Consider the following 25,136-nt stretch of genomic DNA (forward strand, 5'->3'; position numbering starts at 1 on the left):
AAGTCACTCGGTCACGCGGTAATCGACGATTTCGGTGCGCTGGGTCGGCAGGAAATTGTCGTCCGAGATCATCGTCAGCCGGATCGCGCCTTCGGAATCCTGCCACACCGCGAGGCCTTCGAGGTTGTCATGCGTGCCGGCATGGGTCTGCAACAGAACCTCGTCGCCCGCGACCCGATCACCATCGAGCGTGATCCGGCGCACCCTGCTCATGAACCCGACAAGGCCCCAATAATCCCGCTCCAGCAGATAGAGCCGCCCGTCGGGGCCGAAATCCGCGCCGACCGGCCGCCAGCTACCGTCACGGCGGAGCGTGAAGGGCCGATCCCAGACGCCGTTCCGGCCACGAAAGACCGGGATCGTGTCGCGACCCGAGAGTTCGGGCATCGCGTAAAGCGCGCCTGAGGTGTCGATCGCCAAGGCCTCGATGCCCGCGTTCACTTCGAAGTTCCTGAAGGCCTCCGGCCAGTCCTCGGACAGCCATTTGCGCCCTTCGGGTCCGTAGCGGACGACCCGGTCCTCGGTCTCGTAGGAGACGTAGAGCCCGCCGTCGGGGGCGAAGGCGACGCCTTCGGCGTCGTCCATCGGATCCTGCACCGGGGTTCCGTGATGCGAGAGCGGGATCACAGGCGCCCCGACCTCCACCGCGACGACCGCGCCGTCGGCACCGCGCGTGAAACGGCCAGTGAAGATAGCGGCGCTGTCGGAAACGGCAACGAAGCCGAGACCGTCCGGACGCAGGTCCAGCGCGGAAAAGCCGCCGAATTTCGGCGACGGGTCGGTCCAGACGAAGGTTCCGACATATTCCGCATGCGGGGTGGCTGAAACCGCCCCGGTCACGGCGACAACCGCCGCGAGGATCAGTCCGAGACGAGAACGGCGGAACATTGTCTGGGCAGGTCGGCCATCGTGTATTCGCGCGGACCCCGCTTTCGCGGCCCTTTAGGTTTGGTCTGTTTCGGCGGGTTCTTCAACTCGTCGAGATAGGTCGTGACCCACCAGGTCAGAGTCTCGTCACAACCGTCCCCGCCTTTCGACAGATCGGCGACGGTCGGGGTCTGGGTCTGGCAGTCCCGCGACCCGGCGGGGCATTTCAGGCGGACATGGAAATGCGTGTTGTGGCCGTAAAGCGGGCGGATCTTCTGTAGCCACGCCTTGTCTGAGGCCCGCGCGGTCTTGCACATCTCGACCTTGACGGCGGCGGCCACGAAGATCCGGTCCACCCTCGGGTCCGATGCGGCGGCCCGCATCAATTGGTAATGCGTCGCGGTCCAGTTGCCATTCACCCGCTTCTGATCATTGGTGCGGACCGAGATGGAGCTGATCTTCTCGCGCTCGCCCCGGCTGAGGTCGAGGCGCCGCGGCGGCAGCATCCATATGTCGGCGTCGAGGCCGATCTGGTGGCTGGCATGGCCGGAGGTCATCGGCCCGCCGCGCGGCTGGCTCATGTCGCCGATGTAGAGACCGGCCCAGCCAAGCTGGCGCGCGGTCGCGGACAGGTCGGCCACGAACTGCACGAGTGCCGGATGACCCCAGTTGCGGTTGCGGCTGAGCCGCATCGCCTGCCAGGTCGGCCCGCTTTCGGGCAGTTCGACAAAACCGGCGCCACATCCCTTGGCGTAGGTGCCGATCGACGCCGGCGCCTGCCGCGACGCAGCTTTGGTCGCACCGAAAAGCTGGTTCGCGAGCGGCTCAGCGCCGGCAATGCCGCCGAACGAGATCGCCGCCAGAATGGCAAGGAGCAGTCCTGTGCGTCTCACATCCGCTCTCCGTAAGGCTTGACCCATCTGAGGATGATCATGCCGATCAGGAAGAGTGCGATCAACGGGATCGAGATGCCGATCCGCTGCGATCCGCTGATCGTTGTGAAAACGGCGATGGAAAAGGGCGCGATGAAGGCCGTTGCCTTCCCTGAAAGCGCGTAGAGGCCAAAGGCCTCCGTCGCGCGCGCCTGCGTCGTGTGGAAGACCATCATCGTGCGGCTCGCCGCCTGGATGGACCCGCCGGCGGCGCCGATCAGGATGCCGCAGGCGTAGAAGATGTAGTCGGGCATCGAAGATCCGGCCGCGAAGGGCATGCCGTAGAACGCATCCCGAGACATGCCGGCGATGACGAGGCAGACCGCGATCAGCACGTACATCGCGAGGTTGATGACCGGCTTCGGACCGCGCGCACTATCCATCTTGCCACCGAGCCAGGCGAAGAGCGCGCCGGAAATCGCGCCGACAATGCCGAAGACCCCGATCTTCGTCACCGACCACCCCAGGACGCCGGACGCATAGACGCCGCCGAACCCGTAAAGCGCGTTCAGCGCGTCGCGGTAGAACATCGAACTGAGGAGATGGGCGGCCAGACTCTGCCGGCCCTTCAGCGACTTCAGAAGCCGCCAGAGATCGGCCATCGCGGTGCCGAAGCTGAACCCGCGCACCGGAGCTTTCGGTTCGCGCACCCAGGCGAAGAACGGGATCATGAAGACGGCATACCAGACCGCCGTCAGCGGCCCGACGGCCCGCGTCCCTTCGCGCGTGGCAGCGTCGAGACCGAAGAGTGGGTCGAGCCCGATCAGGGTTTTCCCGGTCGCGGCGCTTTCGTTGAAGAAAAGAAGCATGATGATCAGTGCCACGATCCCGCCGACATAGCCGAAGGCGAAGCCGGAGCCGGACACCTTGCCCATATCGGCGTCGCCGGTCAGGTCCGGCATCAGCGAATTGGTGAAAATCGTCGCGAATTCCATGCCGATCAGGCCGATCCCGAACCAGATCATCGCGCGGAGAAGATCCGGCTCGCCCGGCACCAGCGTCCAGAGCATCCAGGACCCGACGACATAGAAGGCCGAGAACAGCCAGATCCACACCATGCGCTTTCCCGATCCGTCGGCGATGGCGCCGAGGATCGGCGCGAGGACGGCGATGACGATGCCGGAGGCCGTCTGCCCCCAGCCCCAATAGGCCTGCGCCGCCGCTCCCGCCGCCTCGGCGTCGAGCCCCTGTCCGGTGAAATGCGCGCGCGCCACTTCGGCGAAATAGGGGCCGAAGACGAAGGTCAGGCAGAGCGTGTTGTAGGGCTGGCTCGCCCAGTCGAAGAACCACCAGCCCCAGATGCGCTTCTTCGCCGATACGGTCATTTACCTGCCCTCGCCTGTTGCCGGGATGAAGCCCGAAAACCCATGCGGGCGCAAGCGCCGGTTGATTGCCGGCCGACTTGAGCGGCGCGGGGTTCAGCGACGGGGCGGCCAGAGCCGTTCGGCATCGGCCGCGATCCAGGCCTTGACCCAGTCTGGCAGTTCCGGGCTTGCCTCAGCCCGTCCGAGCGCGGCCAGAACCTCTGGCGGCGCCACGATCCCGGATTTGGAGGTGACGGCAGAGCGCAGGAGCATGTGGCTGGTGCATTCGCCCGCCCGCCACATGCTCTGCTCCATGTAGATGAAGCGGTGATCCCAGCCAATGCAGCGGCTAACGATCTCTACCCGGTCGAACATCCGAACCCGGCGGCGGTATCGCAGCGTGTTGCCCGCGACCGTAATCCCCCAGCGGTGCTTGCGGATGACATCGCCGAGGCCGGTCCGCATGGCCAGCGGAATGCGCCCAAGATCGAAAAGGGTCAGCGTCCGGCCATTGTTGAGTTCCGCCCAAAAATCGAGGTCCCAGGGCCAGCAGATGTGATGTGACACATGCGCATCGGTGATCCCTAGGGGCGCCGCGCGGCGGTTCTTCCAGATCTCTTTCGCCATGCGGACAAAGGGATACATCGGCGCTCCTTTCGCGTGATTGTGTGAGCCGTGTATCAGGGTGACGCTCGCGTCAACCGGCGACGTTGCGTTAGACGGTTGCGGAAGCGGGGCGCGGGACTTACCTGTGGTCCGACTTTTTTGGCCGGAGAATTCCATGGTTTCGCTCTTTCAGGCGCTGATGCTGATCCTCAACGTGGTCTGGTTCATCATGATCACGCATATCATCATGTCCTGGCTCCTGAACTTTCAGGTCCTGAACATCCGCCAGCCGATGGTCAGCCAGATCTGGTATGGCCTGAACCGGCTGCTGGAGCCGATCTACGCGCCGATCCGCCGCATCCTGCCAAATACGCCGGGGCTCGACCTTGCGCCGCTGGTCGCATTCATCGTTCTGATCATCGTCCAGAGAGTGCTGATCAACAACGCGGGCTTCTTCTACGGCTACTGAGCCTTGCCCGCGGCGGGCGGCTGTGACAGGGTCGCCGGCAATCGAGCAACAAGAACCCGCGAGCCATGACCCGCGCAGAGGATCTCCTCTCCTCCGTCTTCGGATTCTCCGCCTTTCGGCCCGGACAGGCCGAGATCGTGTCGGCCGTGGCCGAGGGACGGAACGCGCTCGCAATCATGCCGACGGGCGGAGGCAAGTCGCTCTGCTTCCAGCTTCCGGCGCTGATGCGCGAGGGTGTGACCGTGGTCATCTCGCCCCTCATCGCGCTGATGCGCGATCAGGTCCGGGCCCTGCGGGAAGCCGGGGTTGAGGCCGGCGCGCTGACGTCCGGAAATACCGAGGAAGAGACCGAAGGCGTCTTCGCCGCGCTCGACGAAGGCCGGCTGAAACTTCTCTACATGGCACCCGAGCGGCTGGCGTCCGGCGGCACGCTCACGCTCCTCCGCCGCATCGGCACCAGCCTGATCGCAGTCGACGAAGCCCATTGCGTCAGCCAGTGGGGCCACGATTTCCGCCCCGATTACCTGCGCATCGGAGAGTTGCGCCGCGCCCTCAACGTGCCTCTTGCCGCCTTCACCGCCACGGCGGACGAGGAGACGCGGGCCGAGATCGTCACACGGCTCTTTGGCGGGGCCGAACCCCAGACCTTCCTGCGCGGCTTCGACCGGCCGAACATCCACCTTGCCTTCGAGGTGAAGGACCAGCCGCGCCGGCAGATCCTGGGCTTCGCCGCCGCCCGCAAGGGCCAGTCGGGCATCGTCTATGCCGGAACCCGCGCCAAGACCGAAACGCTCGCCGCCGCCCTGCGCGAGGCCGGTCATTCTGCCTGCCACTATCACGGCGGCATGGACCCGGACGACCGGCGCGAGGTCGAGGCGCGGTTCCAGCGCGAGGACGGATTGATCGTCGTCGCCACGGTCGCCTTCGGGATGGGGATCGACAAACCCGACATCCGCTGGGTCGCCCATGCCGACCTGCCGAAGTCGATCGAAGCCTATTACCAGGAGATCGGCCGCGCCGGTCGCGACGGCGCACCGGCCGAGACGCTGACGCTTTACGGCCCCGACGACATCCGCTTCCGCCGCACGCAGATCGACGAGGGGTTGGCCCCCGCCGACCGCAAGGCCGCCGATCACGCCCGGCTGAATGCGCTTCTCGGTCTCGCCGAGGCGACGGAATGCCGGCGCCAGCGCTTGCTGGCCTATTTCGGCGAGGCGGCGGAACCTTGCGGCAACTGCGACCTCTGCGGCACGCCGCCCGAGATTTTCGACGGGACGGAGGCAGTCAGGAAAGCGCTGTCGGCGATCCTGCGGACCGGCGAGAGCTTCGGAGCCGGCCATCTCATCGACATCCTCACGGGAGCCGAGACCGAGAAGGTCCGCGAACGCCGGCATGACGAATTGCCGACCTACGGAGTGGGGCGCGATCTGCCGAAGCCCCAGTGGCAGGCGGTGTTCCGTCAGATGATGGGGCACGACCTGATCCGGCCCGACCCCGAGCGGCATGGCGCCTTCCGGATGACAGAGGCAGCTCGGCCGATCCTGCGGGGGGAAGCCTCGATCACGCTTCGCCGCGACACGATCCGCAAGGCCGCGGGGAAGCCCGCGCTGAAGATGCTCGTGTCGGACGAGGACGCGCCGCTTCTCTCTGCGCTGAAAGCCAAGCGGCGGGCTTTGGCGGAGGCGGCGCGGGTGCCGGCTTATGTGATCTTCCCCGACCGCACCCTGATCGAGATGGCAGAGACGCGGCCGGCGACGCTTGACCAGATGGCACGGGTCAGCGGGGTCGGCGCGAAGAAGCTCGAAAGCTACGGCGCGGCCTTTCTGGAAGTCATCACCGGTGCAGCGGAGGCACTCCATCCGGCGCGGATGAAGCTGGCCGGACGGGCAGAGGGGGCGCTCTTCGACCGACTGCTGGCGGCACAGACCGACCTTTCCCGGGGCGAGGACGGCACCGGGAAATACCTTTCCTGCACCCCTGCGACGCTCAGGAAGATCGCCGAGTCGCGGCCAGGATCGCTGGCCGAGCTAGAGCGGATCGGTGGCATGGGCGACCAGAAGGCGGAACGATTCGGATCGGCCTTCCTTGCGATCCTCGAAGAGGGGTGAGTCAACGCATCCGGTCTGGCAGGAACCGGGCATTCGGGGTCCGCAGATGGGAAGTCTACCGCCACGCCCCCAACGCCTTGCGCCCCCAGAAAGACCAATCCTGGCGGTGAATTCCATTAAAGTTCGATGGGCGAACAGCGCTTCGTTCAATGCCCCTGCCGTCCGGAAGTCTGCTACCATCCCATGATCGCAACTCACACGGGGGAAGAGCGATGAGTTACACACGTCAACTGATCTCCAACGGGAACCCGATGGAGGAAATCGTCGGGTTCAGCCGCGCCGTTCGGGTTGGCCCCTATATCTCGGTCGGGGGAACGGCGCCCGTCGATGCCGCGGGCAAGACCGTCGGCCCCGGCGACGTCTTCGCACAAACGACGCGATGCTTCGAAATCATACGGTCGGCTTTGGAACAGGCCGGTTCCGGCCTGCATGACATCGTGCGGACCAGGGTGATCCTGACCGATATCGACAACTGGAAACAAGCGATCGAGGCGCGGAAAGGGTTCTGTCGTGACGTGCGTCCCGTCGACACCATCATGGCCATAAACCGCTTCGTGAACCCGGAATGGCTTGTCGAGATTGAAGTCGACGCGGTCGTCGCCGATCATGTTTGACGCCTGCCGGCGGGTTTCGTGAGCTGGCACCGGATTGCGCGTCTGATCGCGTCGACCCGCGATCAACCCGGCCGTCCTGACGGAATCGGGACCGCCGGGCGCGCAGTTGCGGGGCAATGCTCGGCAATTTTGGCGGCGATGACCGCCTTCTTCAGCGGTTTGGTCAGACAGTGGTCGATCCCGGAGTCGAGAATCGACACCCGATCCCCGTCCATGGCATGCGCGGTCAAGGCAACGATGGGCACCGCAGGAAGACCGCGTTCCGTCTCGATCGCACGGATCGCCCGGGCGGCCTCGCGGCCGTCCATTTCAGGCATGGAAATGTCCATGAAGATCATGTCGGGCCGGAAGCTTCGCCACAATTCGACCGTTTCGCGGCCATTTCCGGCGAACCGAAGCTCGATATCGAAACCGGCGACCATCTTCCGGAACACAAGCCGATTGGTGCGGTTGTCCTCGGCGGCGAGCACCCGCATCGTCCGCCCGTCGCCGCCGAGCGGCTCGGCCGCCGCGACGGGTACGATCTCGGCCGCTTTGGCGGGGTAAGAGAGTTCCAGCAAGACCTTTAGCAACTGGCTCCGCAAGATCGGTTTTTGCATCACCGCGGTCATGTCGGCCGTCCGGTCGGCCGCCGCGTCGGGCCGGGACGACAAGAGCAGAATCGGCACCGTCACGCCCGCCGCACGGATTCGCGCGGCAAGGTCCGGCCCGTCGATCTCGGGCATGTCGTGATCGGTCAGGATCACCTCAAAGGCGGGGCCGGCAGCGAGCGCCTCCAGGGCTTCGGCGGGTGTTCGGCAATTCGTCACCTCCAGCCCGTAGGTCTCGAGCTGCCGCTCAAGGATCACCCGGTTGATCTGCACATCGTCGACAATCAGCGCCCGTTTCAGAAGCACCGGACGGTCGGGATGCATTGCCGCGCCCGTCGGTTCGGCCGGGGCGAAGTTCACCTTGAAACCGAAGCACGATCCCTGGCCCGGTTCACTGTCGACCCAGATCGTTCCGCCCATCAGCCGCACCAATTGCCGGGTAATCGGAAGGCCGAGGCCCGTCCCCTCGAACTTGCGGGTCGACTGATCCTCGACCTGGTTGAACTCTCCGAAAATAAGGTCGACGTGATCGGGCGCGATGCCGATGCCGGTATCCTCGATCGAGACATGAAGATCGTAGCTGTGATCGGTCCGCTCGATCCCGACGACACGCGCCAAGACGTGCCCATCGGCGGTGAATTTCACCGCATTTCCAATCAGATTGGTCAGTATCTGCCGCACCCGGCCCGGATCGGCGATGTAGCGCGTGGGCAGGAACAGGTCGAAATCGACGAGGAGTTTCAGCCCCTTCTCGCGCGCCTTGGGTTGCAGGAGCAGCATCACCTCATGGAGGCAGCGTTCCAGATCGAAGGGCTCGGGGTAGAGCCGCATCTTCTCCGCCTCGATCTTGGAGTAATCGAGCACGTCGTTGATGATCACCAGAAGCGCCTCGCCCGACGACTTGATCGTCTCGGCGAAGAGCTTCTGTTCCTCGGTCAGCGCGGTCTCGCACAGGAGTTCGGCCATGCCCACGACACCGTTCATCGGAGTCCTGATCTCGTGGCTCATATTGGCGAGAAAGGCCGACTTGGCGCGGTTCGCCGCCTCGGCCCTTTCGCGCGCCTCCTCCAGTTCGGCCTCGCGCTGCATCGCCTCGGTGATGTCGAGCGCCATCGAGACGAGATCGCCGGCTTCGCCCCGGCGGTCGAGAAAGCGGATATGGCGCCCGTCGCGAAGCAGGACCACCGTCGGCTCGATGACGTCGCGCCCCAGCCGTTCGATCATCTCGTGACACCAGTCCTGCACGTCCTCGCCCTCAAGGTCCGCCACACCTTCGGCAAGCACCGCCAGCACCTTGAGATAGGGATCGCCGAGCGCGACGCCGCCTGCCCCGAAGAGATCGAGATAGGCCCGGTTCGCGGTGACGAGCCGTGCCGCGGCATCGAACACAGCAAAACCATCCTCGATGGTCTCGATCGCCTCCCAGAGCTGGCGTTGGGCAACCTCGGCTTCGCAGTTGGCGCGTTCGAGATCATGCAGGACCTGACTGTTCTGATCTTTCAGCGATTCGGCTTCGCACCGGGCAAGTTCGAGACCTTGGCGTTGTTCGACGATCTGGTCGGAGAGGCTGCGCGCGTGGCGGGAAAGCTGCGAGTTCGCGGCGAAGAGTTCGCGTTTCTTCTGCTCCAGAAGCCGCTCGGCAGCGAGTCTTGACCGCCGTTCCCGCGCCAGTTTCTCGACAATGCTCACGCTTTCCTTCCTTTCGTCGGCCCGCAGCGTTCGTGCGCGCGACCCACCATCGCGACACGATGTGAACGAAGGCTTAAATCGAACCGCCCCCGGCGCTGCGCTTGCAAATGCGGCGATGGGCGTGTCAGCATCCCCGCATTGACCGAGACTGGAGATTTCAATGCGCAGGTTTCAGATCGCAGCCCTAATCGCGGGACTTCTGCTTCCCCTTGGCGCCCAGGCGCAGGACCGGACCTACATCCCCGAGCGCCGCGCGATTCTGGTCGAGGATCTCGATTTTTACGGCTCCGATCTCCGGGCAATCTTCGATGTCGGCTTCGACTCCTGCGAGGCCGCTTGCCTGGCGGATTTGGCCTGCAAGGCCTTTACCTACAACCGCCGGGCCGGGTCCTGCTTCCCCAAATCCGACGTCACCGACCAGAAGCCCTATCAGGGCGCGCTGTCGGGATGGGTGCGTGGGGCCGATCCGCAGGCGCTTGCCGGTGCGGCGGCGCGCGCTGCTGAACTGTCCTTCCTCAGAGACGAGGATTTCGATGCCGCTCTGGCGCAGGCGCGCGGATTGGGGGCCGAGCATGTGACCGGAACCGCGACAGAGGACGAGCTTCTCGCCGCCGCCAACGCAGCGCGGGCGGCGGGCGACGCGGCGGGGACGTTGCGCTACCTCGGCGCGGCGCTCAGCCTCTCGGATGCGGCCGACCGCTGGTCGGACTATGCGGACGCGCTTCTGGCGCTTCCGACCAATGACCGAAACGTCCGACGCGGCTATGCCGAACGTGCGGCGGCGGCGGCGGTAAACGCCTATCTGCGCGGCCAGAATGCCGGGCTGAGGGCGACCGCGCTTGCCACGCTTGCGCGCGGGTTCGAGGTGGCCGGGCGCGGCCGCGACATGATCCCGGCTTTGCGGCTGGCGCAGTCGCTGCAACCGCGCGACGACACGGCCGCGGCTCTGGAGGATGCCATCGGCAAGTACGGCTTCCGTATCGCCGAGACGCAGGTCGAGAGCGACAGCGCCTCCCCGCGGATCTGCGCGGTCTTCACCGAGGATCTCGTGCGGGCGGGCACCGACTACGCCACCTTCGTCAGGCTGCCTGCGCCGGGCCTGGCCGTGGACGCATCAGGCCGGCAGATCTGCGTCACCGGCGTTAACCACGGCAACCGCTATGCGCTGACCTTCCGCGAAGGCCTGCCCTCGGCCACGGGGGAGACTTTGGCGAAAGACGTGACCGTTACCCAGTATGTCCGCGACCGCAGCGCCGCGGTGCGGTTCCCCGGCCGCGCCTATGTTCTGCCGAAGGTTGGGCAAAAGGGCATTCCGGTGGAGACGGTCAACACCGACACCCTCGACCTGACGCTCCTGCGCATCTCGGACCGCAACCTGATCCGGGCGATCCAGAGCGACTATTTCGGCCGGCCGCTGAATTACTGGTCGTCCGAACAGCTGAAGAACGAGGTGACGGAAGAGGTCTGGAACGGCACGGGCGCAGTCGCGAAGGATCTGAACCGCGATGTGACGACACTTTTGCCCCTCGACGGGGTGCTGGCCGATCTAGGACCCGGGATCTATGCGTTGCAGGCGGCGGTTCCGGGGCTCGACCCCTACGACCATCCCGCCGCTACGCAGTGGTTCGTGATCTCCGACCTCGGGATGACCGCGATGGAGGGGGTGGACGGGCTCCATGTCTTTGTCCGCGCGCTGTCGGACGCGGCGGCCAGCGAAGGGGCGACCGCGACGCTTCTCTCACGGGCCAATGCGGTGATCGGAACGGCGACGACCGATGCGGCGGGCTACGCGCATTTCGCCCCCGGGCTGACGGCCGGGACGGGGGGCGCGGCGCCGGCGCTGGTGACGGTGGAAAAGGGCGACGACTTCGCCTTCCTGTCGCTGACCGAGCCGGAATTCGATCTTTCCGATCGGGGCGTCGCGGGGCGCGAGGCCGCGCCTCCGATTGACGTCTTCCTTTCGACCGACCGGGGCGCCTATCGCGCCGGTGAGACGGTGAACGCGACGTTGCTGGCGCGCGATGCGACGATGGACGCGCTCGACGGGCTGCCGATCTCGGCGCGGCTGATGCGGCCGGACGGCGTCGAATATTCGCGCGCCCTTCTCGCGGGGGCCGGCGCGGGCGGGTTCGTCGCCACCATGCCGCTCGCCGGGAATGCGCCGCGCGGGACCTGGCGGATCGAGGGTTTCGTCGAAGAGGGCAAGGTGCTGGCAAGCCAGAGCTTCCTCGTCGAGGATTTCCTGCCCGAACGCATCGACTTCGAGCTTGCCCTGCCCGAGGGCGCGATCCGGCTCTCGGACACACCGCCCCTCTCCATCGAAGCGCGCTACCTGTTCGGCGCGTCCGGCGCCGGGCTCGACATCGAGGGCGACATTCGCATCTCGGCGCTGACCGCGCTCGATGCCTACCCGGGCTATGTCTTCAGCCGTTATGATGAGCCCTTCTCACCTTACCGCGATGCCCTCTACGATACGCAGCCGACCGACGCAGACGGCAAGGCCACGGTTCCGGTCGCCTTCCCCGATCTCGACGAGGCGGCGAACCGGCCGCTGGAGGCGCGGATCTCGGTGCGTTTGAAGGAAGGATCGGGCCGGCCGGTGGAGCGGGAGATCACGCGGCGCATCCTGCCCGACGCGCCGGTGATCGGGATCAAACCGCTCTTTGAAGGTGGCACGGTGCCCGAAGGGGCGGAAGCGCGGTTCGACCTGATCGCGGTGGGAGCGGACGAGGCCCCGGCGGCCCGGCAGGTCCACTGGACGCTGAACCGGATCGAGACGAACTACCAATGGTATTCGCTCTACGGTGACTGGAACTGGGAGGTCACGACGACCCGGTCGCGCGTCGCCGAGGGCGATGCGAGCCTGACCGCCACCGGAGCCACGGGGATTTCCGCCGCCGTCGGCTGGGGCAATTACGAACTGGTGGTGGAGGCCACGGACGGCGCCTATTCCGCCGCCTCGATGGAATTCTACGCCGGCTGGTACGCGCCCGCCGACGCGGCGGAAACGCCGGACACACTGACCGTCGCGCTCGACAGGGAGGCCTATCGGCCAGGCGACACCGCGCGGTTGAAGATCGAGCCGAGGGCGGCGGGCGTGGCGCTGGTCACCGTGCTGTCGAACCGGCTCATCGACATGAAGGCGGTCGAGGTCACGGCGGGCGAAAACGTGATCGAGCTGCCGGTGACGGATGACTGGGGCGCGGGGGCCTATGTCACCGCCTCGGTCGTGAGGCCGCTTGCCGAGGAAGCGGGCCGGGTTCCGGCACGGGCGCTCGGCCTCTCCTACGCGCCGGTCGATCCCGGCGCGCGGAAACTTGCGGCATCGTTCGCGGTCGCGGCGGAGGCCGACCCGCGCGCGCCGTTGCCGGTGGCGCTGAAGGTCGATGGCGCGGAAGGCGCAGAGGTCTACGCCACCATCGCCGCCGTTGATGTGGGTATTCTCAACCTCACCGGCTTCACCTCCCCCGACCCCGAGGCGCACTATTTCGGACAACGAAAACTCGGCATCGGCATCCGTGACCTCTACGGGCGGTTGATCGACGGGCGGACCGGCGTCATGGGCGCCGTTCGGTCGGGCGGCGATGCGGCGACCGGCCTCAGGATGCAGGCGCCGCCGCCGACAGAGGAACTGGTCGCCTATTTCTCCGGCCCGCTCATGGTCGGCGCGGACGGCTATGCGCGGACCGAGTTCCAGCTTCCGAGCTTCAACGGAACGGTGCGGCTGATGGCCGTTGTCTGGTCCGGCAAGGCCGTCGGACAAGCCGAGGCAGAGGTGCTGGTGCGCGATCCGGTCGTCGTGACGGCCTCCGTGCCGCGCTTCCTCGCCCCCGGCGACGAGGCGCGGCTGCTCCTCGAGATCGTCCATGCGACGGGACCGGCGGGGCGGATGGGATTGGACGTGACGGCCGAGGGGTTGGTGACCGGCCCCGCGCCGTCGGGCGTCGATCTGGCCGAGAAGGGCAAGGCGGTGGTCAATGTGCCGCTCGCTTCGGGGCTCGCCGAGGGGGTCGGGACCATTCGCATCGCGCTGACGACGCCGGACGGGCGGCAACTGGTGAAGGACCTGACGATCCCGGTTCAGGCCAACGACCCGCAGATCGCGCGGCAGAACCGGTTCGACCTGGCCGCCGGGGCGAATTTCACTCTGGATGAGAACGTCTTTGCGGGCCTCCTGCCCGGATCGGGCCGCGCCACGCTCGCCGTCGGGCCTCTCGCCCGCTTCGATGCGCCGGGTCTTCTCGCCACGCTCGACGCCTACCCCTATGGCTGCACCGAGCAACTCACCTCGAAGGCGCTGCCGCTGCTCTATTTCGATGAGGTAGCGGCGGCGATGGGCGCGGGAGGCCGCGACGATATCGCCAAGCGGGTCGAAGAGAGCATCGCTGAGATCCTGCTCAACCAGTCCTCCAACGGCGCCTTCGGGCTCTGGTACGCGGATGCGGGGGATCTCTGGCTCGATGCCTATGTCACCGACTTCCTCAGCCGGGCGAAGGCGCAGGGCTACGCGGTGCCGGATGTGGCCTTCCGAAACGCGATGGACAACCTCAGGAACCAGATCAACTACGCCCCGGATTTCGACGAAGGCGGCGGGGCCTATGCCTACGCGCTGATGGTTCTCGCCCGCGAGGGGGCGGCGGCTGTGGGCGATCTGCGCTACTATGCCGATGTGAAGGTCGAGGCTTTCGATACGCCCATTGCTGCCGCGCAACTCGGCGCGGCGCTCGCCTCATACGGCGACCAGCGCCGGGCGGATGCGATGTTCGCGCGGGCGGCGGACCTCCTGGCCCGGCGTGGGCCGGAGACACAGCTCTGGCGCGCCGACTACGGCACCGACCTGCGCGACGCGACGGCGCTGCTCGCGCTGGCGTCGGAGGCGGGATCGACAGCGGTCGATCCGGATGCGCTTGGCGACAGGGTAGCGTCGGGGATTGCCGGCCAACGGCTCTCGACGCAGGAGGCGACCTGGGCGTTGCTCGCGACCCATGCGCTGATCGACCGCCCGGGGGCGGACGGGTTCACCGTCAACGGCGCGCCCGTCACCGGGCCCCTCGTGCGGGTGCTGGAGGCCGAAACCGCGACCGCGCAAGTCATAGCCAACGGCACGGACAGCGCTGCGACGGTGACGCTGACCACCTTCGGCGTTCCGGTGGAACCGGAGCCGGCGGGCGGCAAGGGCTATTCCATTGAGCGGCGCTATTTCACGATGGCGGGGGAGCCCGTCGACATCGCGTCCGTCTCTCAAGGCGCCCGCCTTGTCGCGGTGATACAGGTCACGCCGCACGGCTCCGACGAGGCGCGACTGATGGTCAGCGATCCCCTGCCCGCAGGGTTCGAGATCGACAACCCGTCGCTGGTCCGCGCCGGGGATATCGCGGCGCTTGACTGGATCGACACGGTCGAGACGCGCAATGTGGAGTTCCGGCAGGACCGCTTTCTCGCCGCGGTCGACTGGACCTCGGACGACCCGTTCCGGCTGGCCTACATCGTCCGTGCAATCTCGCCCGGAACGTTCCACCAGCCGGCGGCTGCGGTCGAGGACATGTATCGGCCCGACTACCGGGCGCGCACGGCGACGGGCCGGATCACGGTGACGGAGTGAGGCGCCACGCGCTTTTCCTCCTCGCCGCGGTCCTTCTTGCCGGGGCGACGGCAAGGGACGCGCTCGACCTCTGGGTCGCGCGAACGGATCTGCCGGCGCTGACGATCGACACCGGCACCGAGGTCGTGGCACGCGACGGGACGCTTTTGCGGGCCTTCACGGTCGCCGACGGGCGCTGGCGCCTCGATCCCGGACCGGTCGATCCCCTCTTCCTCGACCTGCTCATCGGCTATGAGGATCGGCGCTTCCGCGACCATCCCGGGGTCGACCCCTTGGCGCTTCTGCGCGCCGCATGGCAGGCCGCGTGGAGCGGGCGGATCGTCTCGGGCGGGTCGACCCTGACGATGCAGGTCGCTCGGTTGCTGGAGGACAGCGGCACCGGGCGGGTCGCCGGCAAGCTCCGCCAGATGCGCGTGGCACTGGCGCTGGAGCGGCGGCTGAGCAAGGACCAGATCCTCGGGCTCTACCTCCGGCTTGCGCCCTATGGCGGCAATCTCGAGGGCATCCGCGCGGCGTCGCTCGCCTATCTCGGCAAGGAACCGCGACGGCTGACGCCGGCGGAGGCCGCTCTTCTGGTAGCGCTGCCGCAATCGCCCGAAACCCGGCGACCCGACCGCCATCCCGACGCCGCACGCGCGGCGCGGGCGCGGGTGCTCGCGCGCATGGTCGAGGGCGGCGTGATCGGCGCCGACCGCGCGACCGCTGCGTTGAGCGAGGCGGTGCCCACGGCGCGCCGGCCCTTCCCGGCCCTCAGCCCCCATCTCGCCGAACGGCAGCGCCGGGACCACCCGGGCGCTGCCCGGATCGCGACGACGATCGACCCGCGCCTGCAACGCGGCCTGGAAGCTCTTGCGGCCCGGACGGCGGCGGGCGGCGCCAGCCGCGTGTCGCTCGCCATCGTCGTCGCCGACCACCGGACCGGGGAAATTCTGGCCAGCGTTGGTTCGCCCGACTGGACCGACGACCGGCGCGCCGGCTTCGTCGACATGACCCGCGCCACCCGCTCGCCTGGCTCGACCCTGAAACCGTTCGTCTACGCCCTCGCATTCGACGAAGGACTTGCCCATCCCGAAACGCTGATCGAAGACCGTCCAACGGCATTCGGCACCTACGCACCGCAAAACTTCGATCGGACCTTCCGCGGGACGATCCCCGTGCGACAGGCGCTGCAACTCTCGCTGAACATCCCGGTCGTCAGCCTGACCGAGGCGCTCGGCCCCGCGCGCCTAATCGCCACCTTACGTCGCGCCGGGGCCGACCCGGTCGTGCCCGGCGGCCAACCCGGTCTCGCCGTGGCGCTCGGCGGGGTCGGCGTGACGCTGGAAGAGCTTGTGCAAGGCTACGCCGCCCTTGCGCGCCTCGGGGCGCCGGTCCGGCTTTCGGCCGAACCCGGGCAGGCGGGGCCGCTCGACCAACGGCTCTTCGGGGCCGAAGCGGCCTGGCTCACCGCCGATATCCTCGCCGGACTGCCACCGCCGCCCAACGCCCCCGCAAACCGGCTCGCCTACAAGACCGGCACCAGCTATGGCCACCGGGATGCCTGGGCGATCGGTTTCGACGGGGGGCATGTGGCGGGCGTGTGGCTGGGCCGGGCCGACGGCGCCTCGGTCCCCGGCGCGTTCGGCGGCGATCTCGCCGCGCCGATCCTCTTTGAGACCTTCGCGCGTCTCAAACCCGCTCTCGATCCCCTGCCGCCGCCACCGCCGACGACGCTGATCCTGCCGAATGCGCGCCTGCCGCTGCCGCTGCAACGCTTCCGCCCGCGCGGCGCCGTCTTCGCCGCCGCCCCGGACGGCCCGGAAATCGCCTTTCCCCCCGACGGGGCCGAGGTTGAGACCGCCGAGCATCTCGCCCTGAAGGTCCGGGGCGGTACGCCGCCCTTCACCTGGCTCGCCAACGGCGCGCCGCTGGTCCTCGCCGACCGCAGCCGCGAAACCGCCCTCACCGCGCCCGGCGAAGGCTACCTCAGCCTCTCCGTCATCGACGGCAAAGGGCGAAGCGCCACATCGACCGTGACCCTCCGCCCCTGAACTTCTTCGTTGCCGATATTCCCCCGCCGGGGGCCGGCCGCGCCCGGCGCGGCGCCGGCGAGCGGGGGCTCGATGCCCCCCGAGACGGCCTTCCTCAGACCCGCTCGATAGCGAGCGCGATGCCCTGACCGCCGCCGATGCACATCGTGACCAGCGCCCGCTTGCCGCCGATGCGCTCAAGCTCGTAGAGCGCTTTCACGGTGATGATCGCGCCGGTGGCGCCGACCGGGTGACCGAGCGCGATGGCGCCGCCATTGGGGTTGACCCTGGCCGGATCGAAGCCGAGCCCCTTCGAGACCGCAAGCGCCTGCGCCGCGAAGGCCTCGTTCGATTCGATCACGTCGAAATCGCCGACCGTCAACCCGGTGCGTTTCAACAACGCCTCAACGGCCGGAACCGGGCCGATGCCCATCACCTCGGGACGCACTCCGGCATGGGCGTAGCCGATGACCCGGGCGCGGGGCTTCAACCCGGCCTGTTCCGCCGCCGAGGCCCTCGCCAGCACCACCGCCCCGGCACCGTCGTTGATCCCCGAGGCATTCCCGGCCGTCACCGTGCCGTCCTTCTGGAACACCGTCTTCAACCCCGCCAGCGCCTCGAGGCTCGTCGCCTTCGGGTGCTCGTCGGTGTCGAAGACAACGGTGCCCTTGCGGGTCTGCATCTCGATCGGAGCGATCTGGTCCTTGAACCGGCCCTCGGCGATGGCCTTGGCGGCCCGCACCTGGCTTTCCATCGCGAACGCGTCCTGATCGGCGCGGGAAATGTCATGCTCCTTCGCGACATTCTCCGCCGTGACGCCCATGTGACCGGTCCCGAACGGACAGGTCAGCGCCCCGGTCATCATGTCGAGCGCCTTGGTGTCGCCCATCTTCTGACCCCAGCGCGCGGCCTGCAGCGCGTAGGGCGACCGGCTCATGTTCTCCGCCCCGCCGGCGAGCGCGAAATCGGCATCGCCGAGCATCAGCGACTGAACACAGGAGACGATGGCCTGCACGCCGGATCCGCAAAGGCGGTTCACGTTCATCGCCGGCGTGCCGTTCGGCACCCCCGCCTGGATCGCGGCGACGCGGCTCAGATACATGTCGCGCGGTTCGGTGTTGATCACATGGCCGAAGGCCACGTGGCCGATCCGGTCACCGTCGACTCCCGCCCGTTCCAGCGCCGCCTTCGCGGCAACGGTGGCGATGTCGATGGGGGCCATCCCGGCAAGGGCCCCGCCGAATGTGCCGATCGCGGTGCGCGCACCGGACAGTATGACGATATCGTCGCTCATGTGTCTCCCCTCAAGTAAATCATGCGGCAACTTACACGCCGCGCTGCAGCAGGACTAGCGTAATCTCCGGTGGTTGCAGAATGCGCAAGGGCAGGCCGGAATATCCGATCCCGCCGGAAACAACGAGATGCCGCCCCGCTTCGCGGATGTGGCCCCAACCGTATCGCGAGCCGAAGGCCGATGGCGTCAGCGGACGCCAGCCGCCGACGTTGATCTGGCCGCCATGGGTATGGCCACTCACCTGCAGGAAGGCGCGTGGATCGTTCTCGGCGAAATAATCCGGCTCATGCGCCATCAGGATCGCCGGGGCACCGGGCGGCACTTCGGCGAATGCGGCTTCGGGATCGTGAAGTCCGGGGTGGCCGTGCCGGCGCAGTGCGCGCTGGCTGTCGATTCCGGCCAGCCAGAAACGTCCGTTGCCGAAGTCGACCGGAATCGCGCTGTTGGACAATAGCGTGATCCGGCTTGCCTGGATGGCCTCGGCCACCGAGTTACGGGCAAAACCGCTCTGGCGCGCCAGCGCGCAGTCCCACCAGTCGTGATTGCCAAGGACGGCCGCGATGCCCAAAGGCGCGGTCAGCGGCGCGAGTTCAGCGATGATCGCGCTGGCGGGAACGCTCCGTGCCGGCAGGTTTCTGTCGGCGATAAAGTCGCCCGGCAAGAGGATCAGGTCGGGCTTGAGCGCGTTGGTCATCGCCACGATCCGGCGGAGTGCCGTCAGCGGCGTCCAGGGCCGGCAGATATGAAGATCCGACAGGACCACGATCGTCATGTCCGGCAGGGTCCAGCGTGGATCGGCGATCCGGTGCTGGACGATGCGCGGATGGCTGAAGAATGTGAGCGGGCCGTGCCGCCGACGCGAACTCATCCGCCGGCTCCGGTCAAGGCGATAGGGCGTGTCGGAAACGGGCACCGGGTCATGCTGGCGATCAAGCACCGAACGCGCGGCGGCATCAAGCCCCACGCTCAGGCCGGTGGCAGGATCGGCACCCGTCCGCCTTCGGTCAGATGCCAGACCTGGTGGCCCTCGATCACGACGGCCGTCAGGGGCTTTCCGTAACCGGCGCCCGTGTCGATGTTCAACCGGTTGCCGTAGTGGCAGGGGGCGTCGACCGGTGTATGGCCGTGGACGACGAGCATTCCGTGATCGCGCGGATCGTCAAGGAAGTCCCGGCGGATCCAGAGGAGATCGTCCTCTGCCTGCCGCTCGACGGGAATGCCGGGCCGGATGCCGGCATGGACAAAAAGCGCCGCACCGCGTTGGAAGTGCAGGTTCAGCCCGCCGAGAAAGGCAACATGCGCCTCCGGCACGGCCGCGACCGCCTCTTCGTGCAGATCGAAGAGCAGCCGCTCGCCGGTGCCGGCCACGCCATAGGACGCGAGCGTCGTACCGCCACCCAAGCGCGGGTCGGTCCAATGCAGACCCTCGCGAAGACCGGGGTCGTGGCTGTCGGGATCGACGAGGAAGTTCGCGAACATCCGGTCGTGATTGCCCTTGAGCACGACCCAGGGCGCGCGCCCGGCAATTCCGCGCAGGAGGTAGTCGATCACGCCACAGCTGTCGGGACCGCGATCCACCAGGTCGCCTATATGGACGACCGGTGCTTCCCGATCACCGTTTTCCGCGCGATCCGCCGCGATCAGGCTGTGCGCCGCTTCGAGTTTGTCGAGATGGCCGTGAATGTCCCCGATCGCATAGGTGCGCATGATCCGTCCCGTCCTGAAACCGGGCGGACCCTATCGCGGGCGCGCGCGCGGATGCAATGCGGCAATGTCAGCCGGCAAGGGCCTGCGGATCCGGCAAGAAGGCATAGGAGTGGGTGTTCACGTCGCCGCTCCAGCGCCAGAGCGCGAGCATGCCCTCAGGGCCGGTGCGGAAGGCATGCGGCATCAGGCTCGGGTGATGGATCATCTCACCGGCGCCGCGAATGCGCGTGTCTTCGCCCGCGGTCCAAAGCGCCCGCCCGGCGAGGATCACGTAGGTTTCATCCGCATCGTGATTGTGAAGTGCGTAGTAGGTGTCGGGCTGCTGGTAGAACAGGCCAAGCCTCAGGTCAGGCGCCGGGATCGGCCCCTCGGGGCCCATCAGCGTGGTCACGGCACAGATCGCGGCGGCGTCGTCGCTCATCCGGTCGGCGACTGGGTTCGTGCCCCACGGAATGAGGCTCTGCGCCGCGAGGATCGCAGCTGTGGCCGGGTGGTCCGACGCGGCCAATATCTTGCGGATCTGGGCGTCGAGCGCCGTGGGCTCTTGGGGCGCAATCGGTTCCGGGGCGGGGGTGGTCAGCAGCGCCTGCGCGGTGCGGTCCGCGGCGTCACGCCCCTCGCCCCGGTAGATCGCGGCCAGCGCTTGAAGCAAAGCGTCGTATTCCGGTGCGTACATGGCCGCGGTCCTTCCCAAAAGCCGATTGGATCGAGCTTCTATGGAAAATCATGGGGGCGACGCGAACGCGGGCGACATGCGGGTGTCGTATCCGGTCGGATCGTCGCCAAAGGCGCGGCGAAGGCATCCCGTTAAGGTCAGGCGACCGCTGTACGGGGGAAGCGGACACCAGAACTTGAACTCTGGTGATACTCGTTTGCGTTGACCGGCGATGCCTGCGGCCGCAGAAGGCGGCAACCCGAAAGAAACTGGCGGCGGCGCAAGATGACGTTTCAGCCCAGAACGGAAATCACATTCTCTCGGCTGCCCGAGATCTCGGCAGACGAGATCATCGCACACATGTCCGACCCGCGCGTGGCCGAGCACATGCCGCTTCTGACCTTCGCGTGGGACCCGCAGGTTCTTTCCGGTTTCGTCGCCGCCAAGGAAGAATGCTGGCGCCGCGACGGACTCGGCCACTGGGCGATCCTCGCAGACGGGGCCTATGTCGGGTGGGGCGGTTTCCAGAAGGAGGGTGACGAGTGGGATTTCGGCCTGGTGCTGAAGCCGGAGGCCTTCGGGCTCGGGGTGCGGATCGCCCGGCAGGCACTCGCCTTCGCGAAAGCTGACGCACGGATTCCATTCGTGACATTTCTTCTGCCGCCGTCGCGCCGAAACCTCGGCGCCCTCGCCCGGCTCGGCGCGCGCCTCGTCGGCGAAACCGAATATTCTGGCGCACGCTTCCTGAAATACCGCCTCGACACTCTTTGAGCACGTCTGGATGGGCAAAAGAAAACCGGGCCGGCACTGCGGCCCGGTTCGGGGTGGTGAGACGCGTCAGGCGACGTCGAAGACCAGAGGTTTCACCTGCTGGAACAGCCCGGTCTTCATCAGCTTGTCGATCACCGGCTGCGGGATCGGATCGTCGACATAAAGCAGCGCGATCGCGTCCTTGCCGCGCGAAGACCGGCCGAGGGTAAAGTTCGCGATGTTCACGCCGTTTTCGCCCATCGTCTGGCCTAGCGTGCCGATGATGCCCGGCACGTCCTCGTTCGTCGTGTAGAGCATATGCGCCCCGATCTCGGCGTCGATATTGATGCCCTTGATCTGGATGAAGCGGGGCTTGCCGTCGGAAAAGACCGTCCCGGCGATCGACCGCTCGCGCTTGTCCGTCACCACGGTCAGCTTCATGTAGCCGTCGAAGACGCCTGCCTTGTCCTGCTGGGTGGTCGAGATCTGAATGCCCCGCTCTTTCGCGACGATCGGGGCCGAGACCATGTTCACGTCCGGGTTCGTCGCCTTCATGATCCCGGCGATCGCACCGCAGTTCAGTGCCTGGAGGTTCATCTCGGACACCGTGCCGTCATAGAGGATGTTGATCGCCTTGATCGGCTCATCCGTCATCTGCCCGGCAAAGGCGCCGAGATGCTGGGCGAGCTTCAGCCACGGTCCCATGACGGCGGCTTCCTCGGCCGTGACCGAAGGCATGTTGAGCGCGTTCTGCACCGCGCCGGTCAGCAGGTAGTCCGACATCTGTTCGGCCACCTGAAGCGCAACGTTTTCCTGCGCCTCGGTCGTGGCGGCGCCAAGGTGCGGGGTCACGACAACGTTCGGCAGGTGGAAGAGCGGACTCGCCGTCGCCGGTTCCACCTCGAAGACGTCGAAGGCGGCGCCGGCGACATGGCCCGATTTCAGCGCCTCGGCCAGGGCGGCTTCGTCCACGAGGCCGCCACGGGCGCAGTTAACGATGCGCACGCCCTTCTTCGTCTTGGCGATGTTCTCCTTCGACAGGATATTGCGGGTCTTGTCGGTCAGGGGAACGTGGAGCGTGATGAAATCGGCGCGCGCCAGAAGCTCGTCAAGCTCCACCTTGGTCACGCCCATCGCCTTCGCGCGTTCTTCGGACAGGAACGGATCGTAGGCCACGACCTTCATGTGCAAGCCCAGCGCCCGGTCGCAGACGATGCCGCCGATATTGCCCGCGCCGATGACGCCAAGCGTCTTGTTGAACAGCTCGACCCCCATGAAGCGGTTCTTCTCCCACTTGCCGTCATGGGTCGAGGTCGAGGCCTCGGGCAACTGCCGCGCGACGGCGAACATCATCGCGATGGCGTGTTCGGCGGTCGTCACCGAGTTGCCGAAGGGCGTGTTCATCACGATCACGCCCTTCTTCGAGGCGGCGGGGATATCGACGTTGTCGACCCCGATCCCGGCGCGGCCGATGACCTTGAGATTGGTCGCGGCGGCAAGGATCTTTTCGGTGACCTTGGTCGCCGAGCGGATGGCGAGGCCGTCATACTGGTCGATCACTTCCAGAAGCTTGTCCTTGTCCTTGCCGAGATCCGGCAGGTAATCCACATCGACGCCGCGGTCGCGGAAGATCTGCACGGCGGTTTCGCTCAGCTTGTCGGAAACCAGAACTTTGGGTGCCATTTCAACAGGCTCCTTGATTTTCGGAAAATTCGGGAACGTTTCGGGACGGCGTCAGGCCGCCACCGGCTGTGCGTCGATCTCGGCCGCGAACGCCCATTCGATCCAGGGCATCAGGGCCGCGACATCGGCGGTCTCCACCGTGGAGCCGCACCAGATCCGAAGGCCCGGAGGCGCGTCGCGGTAGGCGCCCGCGTCGAGCGCGACGCCCTCCTTCTCAAGCCGCTTCGCGACCGCCTTGGCAAAGGCGGCGCCATCCTTGATCCGCGGATCGGTGAACTTCAGGCAGACACTCGTGGTCGAGGCGGTCGCCGGATCGACGGCGAGATTGGCGATCCAGTCCTTGTCCGCGATGAACTCCGCGATGGCCTTCGCATTGGTCTCGGCCCGCGCGATCAGGCCCTTCAGGCCGCCGACCGACTTCGCCCATTTCAGCGCGACGAGGTAATCCTCGACGCAAAGCATGGAGGGCGTGTTGATCGTCTCGCCGGTGAAGATGCCCTCGATCAGCTTGCCGCCCTTGGTCATGCGGAAGATCTTCGGCAGCGGCCAGGCGGGCGCGTAGCTTTCCAGCCGCTCGACCGCGCGCGGCGACAGCACAAGCACACCGTGCCCGCCCTCGCCGCCCAGCACCTTCTGCCAGCTGAACGTCACCACATCGAGCTTGTCCCACGGCAGATCCATCGCGAAGGCCGCAGAGGTTGCATCGCAGATCGTGAGACCCGCGCGCGCCGCCGGGATCGCGTCACCGTTCGGCACGCGCACACCCGAGGTCGTGCCATTCCAGGTGAAGACCACGTCCTTGGCGAAATCGACGGCGGCGAAATCGACCATCTCGCCATAGGGCGCCTTGCGAACCGTCGCGTCGAGTTTCAGTTGCTTGACGACATCGGTCACCCAGCCTTCGCCGAAGCTCTCCCAGGCCAGCATCTCGACCGGTCGGGCGCCCAGAAGCGACCAGAGCGCCATCTCGACCGCGCCGGTGTCGGAGGCGGGCACGATGCCGATGCGGTAATCGGCAGGCACGCCCAGGATTTCTCGTGTGAGGTCGATCGCCTCTTTCAGCTTCGCCTTGCCGACGGCGGCACGGTGCGACCGGCCCAAGGGCGCGTCAGCGAGCATGTCGAGGGAAAAACCGGGAATCTTCGTGCACGGGCCCGAAGAGAAACGCGGATTTGCCGGCCGCGCGGCCGGAGTCGTCTTGACCATTGCTGGTATCCTTCCAGATATACGCCCCTCGTTGGGGAGGGGTGTCCCACCGCCGGAAATAGAGGGGGCCGGAGGCTGGCACAAGCGGAAAAAGTGATCTAAAGCGCCGCTTGAGCCACAAAAACCGACACCGCCCGTCCACTATCGGAAACTTCGCCATGCACATCGCCACGCTTCTCGCCAACCCGACGCGCGCCAATCTCGACCGGGCAGCGGTGGAGGCCCTGCGTGACGCATGGGGTGGGGGGGCGGCAAACTGGCTGAACCCGGGCGTGGCGGCGGAATTCGCGGTCGATACGGTGCCCGCGAACCGCTGGGACGCCTGGGAGGGATTGCAGGGCATCGGCATCGACCTTGTCGTGCAGCCGGCCGAAGGGCGGCGCAAGGCGATGATTCTCGCGGACATGGACTCCACCATGATCGGACAGGAATGCATCGACGAACTGGCCGATATGGCAGGCGTCGGCGCGCTCGTGGCCGGGATCACCCGGCGCGCGATGAACGGGGAGCTGGACTTCGAGGGTGCGCTCCTCGAAAGGGTCGGCCTTCTCAAGGGCTTGCCTGCGGAGGTCATCGGGCAGGTCCTAGCCGAGCGCATCACCTACACGCCGGGGGGGCGCGAACTGATAGCGACGATGAAGGCAAATGGCGCATATGCGGCCCTCGTCTCGGGGGGCTTCACCGCGTTCACGACGGCGGTCGCCGCCCATCTCGGCTTTGACGAACACAGGGCCAACACCCTCCTCGTCGAAAACGGTGCGCTCACCGGCGATGTCGCCCGGCCGATCCTCGGGCGCGAAGCCAAGATGGCCGCGCTGCGAGAGATCAGCGATCGCCTTGGCATCCGCCACGACGACGTGATGGCGGTCGGAGACGGGGCCAACGATCTCGGGATGCTCGGCCTCGCCGGCGCCGGCGTGGCGCTCCACGCCAAGCCATCTGTTGCCGCCCAGTGCGACATCCGCATCAACCATGGCGACCTGACGGCGCTGCTCTACATCCAGGGCTATTCGACCGACGAGTTCGCCTGACCCGGCGCCGCGAGTGCCCG

18 protein-coding genes are annotated in these 25,136 nt (G+C 66.9%); 7 read left to right on the top strand and 11 right to left on the bottom strand.

Annotated elements, in window-relative coordinates:
- Positions 1 to 3: 3 nt before the first annotated feature.
- The 4 genes from V5734_RS21400 to V5734_RS21415 all read right to left on the bottom strand — a co-directional run bounded on the left by V5734_RS21400 (position 4) and on the right by V5734_RS21415 (position 3,748).
- The gene (locus V5734_RS21400; RefSeq protein WP_347311622.1) at positions 4 to 888 is read right to left on the bottom strand and encodes an esterase-like activity of phytase family protein; all 885 of its coding nucleotides are present in this window, start codon (positions 886 to 888) and stop codon (positions 4 to 6) included.
- The gene (gene mepA, locus V5734_RS21405) at positions 861 to 1,760 is read right to left on the bottom strand and encodes a penicillin-insensitive murein endopeptidase (RefSeq protein WP_432759652.1); all 900 of its coding nucleotides are present in this window, start codon (positions 1,758 to 1,760) and stop codon (positions 861 to 863) included. Before mepA ends, V5734_RS21400 begins: the two co-directional genes overlap by 28 nt.
- A complete protein-coding gene (locus V5734_RS21410; RefSeq protein WP_347311623.1) occupies positions 1,757 to 3,124 on the bottom strand; it encodes an MFS transporter in 1,368 nt (455 codons plus the stop codon). The genes mepA and V5734_RS21410 overlap by 4 nt, the downstream gene beginning before the upstream one ends.
- 93 nt (positions 3,125 to 3,217) lie before the next feature.
- On the bottom strand, positions 3,218 to 3,748 hold the full coding sequence (locus tag V5734_RS21415) for an acyl-CoA thioesterase (RefSeq protein WP_347311624.1): 531 nt from the start codon (positions 3,746 to 3,748) through the stop codon (positions 3,218 to 3,220).
- A gap of 136 nt (positions 3,749 to 3,884) precedes the next feature.
- Here V5734_RS21415 and V5734_RS21420 point away from each other — a divergent pair, with 136 nt between their 5' ends.
- The 3 genes from V5734_RS21420 (at position 3,885) to V5734_RS21430 (ending at position 6,900) form a co-directional block, all read left to right on the top strand.
- A complete protein-coding gene (locus tag V5734_RS21420) occupies positions 3,885 to 4,178 on the top strand; it encodes a YggT family protein (RefSeq protein WP_347311625.1) in 294 nt (97 codons plus the stop codon).
- A gap of 65 nt (positions 4,179 to 4,243) precedes the next feature.
- Entirely contained in the window at positions 4,244 to 6,286 is a 2,043-nt protein-coding gene (gene recQ, locus V5734_RS21425; RefSeq protein ID WP_347311626.1) for a DNA helicase RecQ, read from the top strand.
- A 212-nt stretch (positions 6,287 to 6,498) separates the two neighbouring features.
- Entirely contained in the window at positions 6,499 to 6,900 is a 402-nt protein-coding gene (locus V5734_RS21430) for a RidA family protein (RefSeq protein WP_347311627.1), read from the top strand.
- Positions 6,901 to 6,962: 62 nt separating this feature from the next.
- Here V5734_RS21430 and V5734_RS21435 read toward each other — a convergent pair whose 3' ends face one another.
- Positions 6,963 to 9,179 (bottom strand): response regulator, encoded by a 2,217-nt coding sequence (locus V5734_RS21435; RefSeq protein ID WP_347311628.1) that lies wholly within the window; start codon positions 9,177 to 9,179, stop codon positions 6,963 to 6,965.
- Positions 9,180 to 9,339: 160 nt separating this feature from the next.
- Between V5734_RS21435 and V5734_RS21440 the strand changes: the two genes are divergently transcribed.
- Positions 9,340 to 14,781, top strand: coding sequence for an alpha-2-macroglobulin family protein (locus V5734_RS21440; RefSeq protein WP_347311629.1), 5,442 nt, complete (start codon positions 9,340 to 9,342; stop codon positions 14,779 to 14,781).
- The gene (gene pbpC / locus V5734_RS21445) at positions 14,778 to 16,811 is read left to right on the top strand and encodes a penicillin-binding protein 1C (protein ID WP_347311630.1); all 2,034 of its coding nucleotides are present in this window, start codon (positions 14,778 to 14,780) and stop codon (positions 16,809 to 16,811) included. The genes V5734_RS21440 and pbpC overlap by 4 nt, the downstream gene beginning before the upstream one ends.
- Positions 16,812 to 16,905: 94 nt before the next feature.
- Here the strand turns inward: pbpC and V5734_RS21450 are convergent, their stop codons facing one another.
- From V5734_RS21450 to V5734_RS21465, 4 genes are all read right to left on the bottom strand, one after another.
- Complete coding sequence (locus tag V5734_RS21450) at positions 16,906 to 18,084, bottom strand: acetyl-CoA C-acyltransferase family protein (RefSeq protein ID WP_347311631.1); 1,179 nt, start codon at positions 18,082 to 18,084, stop codon at positions 16,906 to 16,908.
- Positions 18,085 to 18,115: 31 nt separating this feature from the next.
- Complete coding sequence (locus V5734_RS21455) at positions 18,116 to 18,952, bottom strand: metallophosphoesterase (RefSeq protein ID WP_347311632.1); 837 nt, start codon at positions 18,950 to 18,952, stop codon at positions 18,116 to 18,118.
- 98 nt (positions 18,953 to 19,050) lie between these two features.
- Entirely contained in the window at positions 19,051 to 19,791 is a 741-nt protein-coding gene (locus tag V5734_RS21460) for a metallophosphoesterase (protein ID WP_347311633.1), read from the bottom strand.
- A gap of 67 nt (positions 19,792 to 19,858) precedes the next feature.
- Positions 19,859 to 20,467 carry a dimethylsulfonioproprionate lyase family protein gene (locus V5734_RS21465; protein WP_347311634.1) on the bottom strand — a complete coding sequence of 203 codons (609 nt, stop codon included), beginning with the start codon at positions 20,465 to 20,467 and terminating at the stop codon, positions 19,859 to 19,861.
- 264 nt (positions 20,468 to 20,731) lie between these two features.
- Between V5734_RS21465 and V5734_RS21470 the strand changes: the two genes are divergently transcribed.
- On the top strand, positions 20,732 to 21,217 hold the full coding sequence (locus V5734_RS21470) for a GNAT family protein (protein WP_347311635.1): 486 nt from the start codon (positions 20,732 to 20,734) through the stop codon (positions 21,215 to 21,217).
- Positions 21,218 to 21,283: 66 nt separating this feature from the next.
- Here the strand turns inward: V5734_RS21470 and serA are convergent, their stop codons facing one another.
- Positions 21,284 to 22,879 (bottom strand): phosphoglycerate dehydrogenase, encoded by a 1,596-nt coding sequence (serA, locus tag V5734_RS21475; protein WP_347311636.1) that lies wholly within the window; start codon positions 22,877 to 22,879, stop codon positions 21,284 to 21,286.
- A gap of 51 nt (positions 22,880 to 22,930) precedes the next feature.
- The gene (locus V5734_RS21480; RefSeq protein WP_347311637.1) at positions 22,931 to 24,085 is read right to left on the bottom strand and encodes a phosphoserine transaminase; all 1,155 of its coding nucleotides are present in this window, start codon (positions 24,083 to 24,085) and stop codon (positions 22,931 to 22,933) included.
- 158 nt (positions 24,086 to 24,243) lie between these two features.
- Here V5734_RS21480 and serB point away from each other — a divergent pair, with 158 nt between their 5' ends.
- Positions 24,244 to 25,116, top strand: coding sequence for a phosphoserine phosphatase SerB (serB, locus tag V5734_RS21485; protein ID WP_347311638.1), 873 nt, complete (start codon positions 24,244 to 24,246; stop codon positions 25,114 to 25,116).
- Positions 25,117 to 25,136 lie beyond the last annotated feature (20 nt).

This window comes from Defluviimonas sp. SAOS-178_SWC, assembly GCF_039830135.1.
Classification (GTDB): Bacteria; Pseudomonadota; Alphaproteobacteria; order Rhodobacterales; family Rhodobacteraceae; genus Albidovulum.

Excerpts from the sequence above, each read along its gene's own strand:
- V5734_RS21400 (WP_347311622.1), bottom strand. The coding sequence starts at position 888 with ATGTTCCGCCGTTCTCGTCTCGGACTGATCCTCGCGGCGGTTGTCGCC.
- V5734_RS21410 (WP_347311623.1), bottom strand. The coding sequence starts at position 3,124 with ATGACCGTATCGGCGAAGAAGCGCATCTGGGGCTGGTGGTTCTTCGAC.
- V5734_RS21415 (WP_347311624.1), bottom strand. The coding sequence starts at position 3,748 with ATGTATCCCTTTGTCCGCATGGCGAAAGAGATCTGGAAGAACCGCCGC.
- V5734_RS21420 (WP_347311625.1), top strand. The coding sequence starts at position 3,885 with ATGGTTTCGCTCTTTCAGGCGCTGATGCTGATCCTCAACGTGGTCTGG.
- recQ (WP_347311626.1), top strand. The coding sequence starts at position 4,244 with ATGACCCGCGCAGAGGATCTCCTCTCCTCCGTCTTCGGATTCTCCGCC.
- V5734_RS21430 (WP_347311627.1), top strand. The coding sequence starts at position 6,499 with ATGAGTTACACACGTCAACTGATCTCCAACGGGAACCCGATGGAGGAA.
- V5734_RS21440 (WP_347311629.1), top strand. The coding sequence starts at position 9,340 with ATGCGCAGGTTTCAGATCGCAGCCCTAATCGCGGGACTTCTGCTTCCC.
- V5734_RS21450 (WP_347311631.1), bottom strand. The coding sequence starts at position 18,084 with ATGAGCGACGATATCGTCATACTGTCCGGTGCGCGCACCGCGATCGGC.
- V5734_RS21455 (WP_347311632.1), bottom strand. The coding sequence starts at position 18,952 with ATGAGTTCGCGTCGGCGGCACGGCCCGCTCACATTCTTCAGCCATCCG.
- V5734_RS21460 (WP_347311633.1), bottom strand. The coding sequence starts at position 19,791 with ATGCGCACCTATGCGATCGGGGACATTCACGGCCATCTCGACAAACTC.
- V5734_RS21465 (WP_347311634.1), bottom strand. The coding sequence starts at position 20,467 with ATGTACGCACCGGAATACGACGCTTTGCTTCAAGCGCTGGCCGCGATC.
- V5734_RS21470 (WP_347311635.1), top strand. The coding sequence starts at position 20,732 with ATGACGTTTCAGCCCAGAACGGAAATCACATTCTCTCGGCTGCCCGAG.
- serA (WP_347311636.1), bottom strand. The coding sequence starts at position 22,879 with ATGGCACCCAAAGTTCTGGTTTCCGACAAGCTGAGCGAAACCGCCGTG.
- V5734_RS21480 (WP_347311637.1), bottom strand. The coding sequence starts at position 24,085 with ATGGTCAAGACGACTCCGGCCGCGCGGCCGGCAAATCCGCGTTTCTCT.
- serB (WP_347311638.1), top strand. The coding sequence starts at position 24,244 with ATGCACATCGCCACGCTTCTCGCCAACCCGACGCGCGCCAATCTCGAC.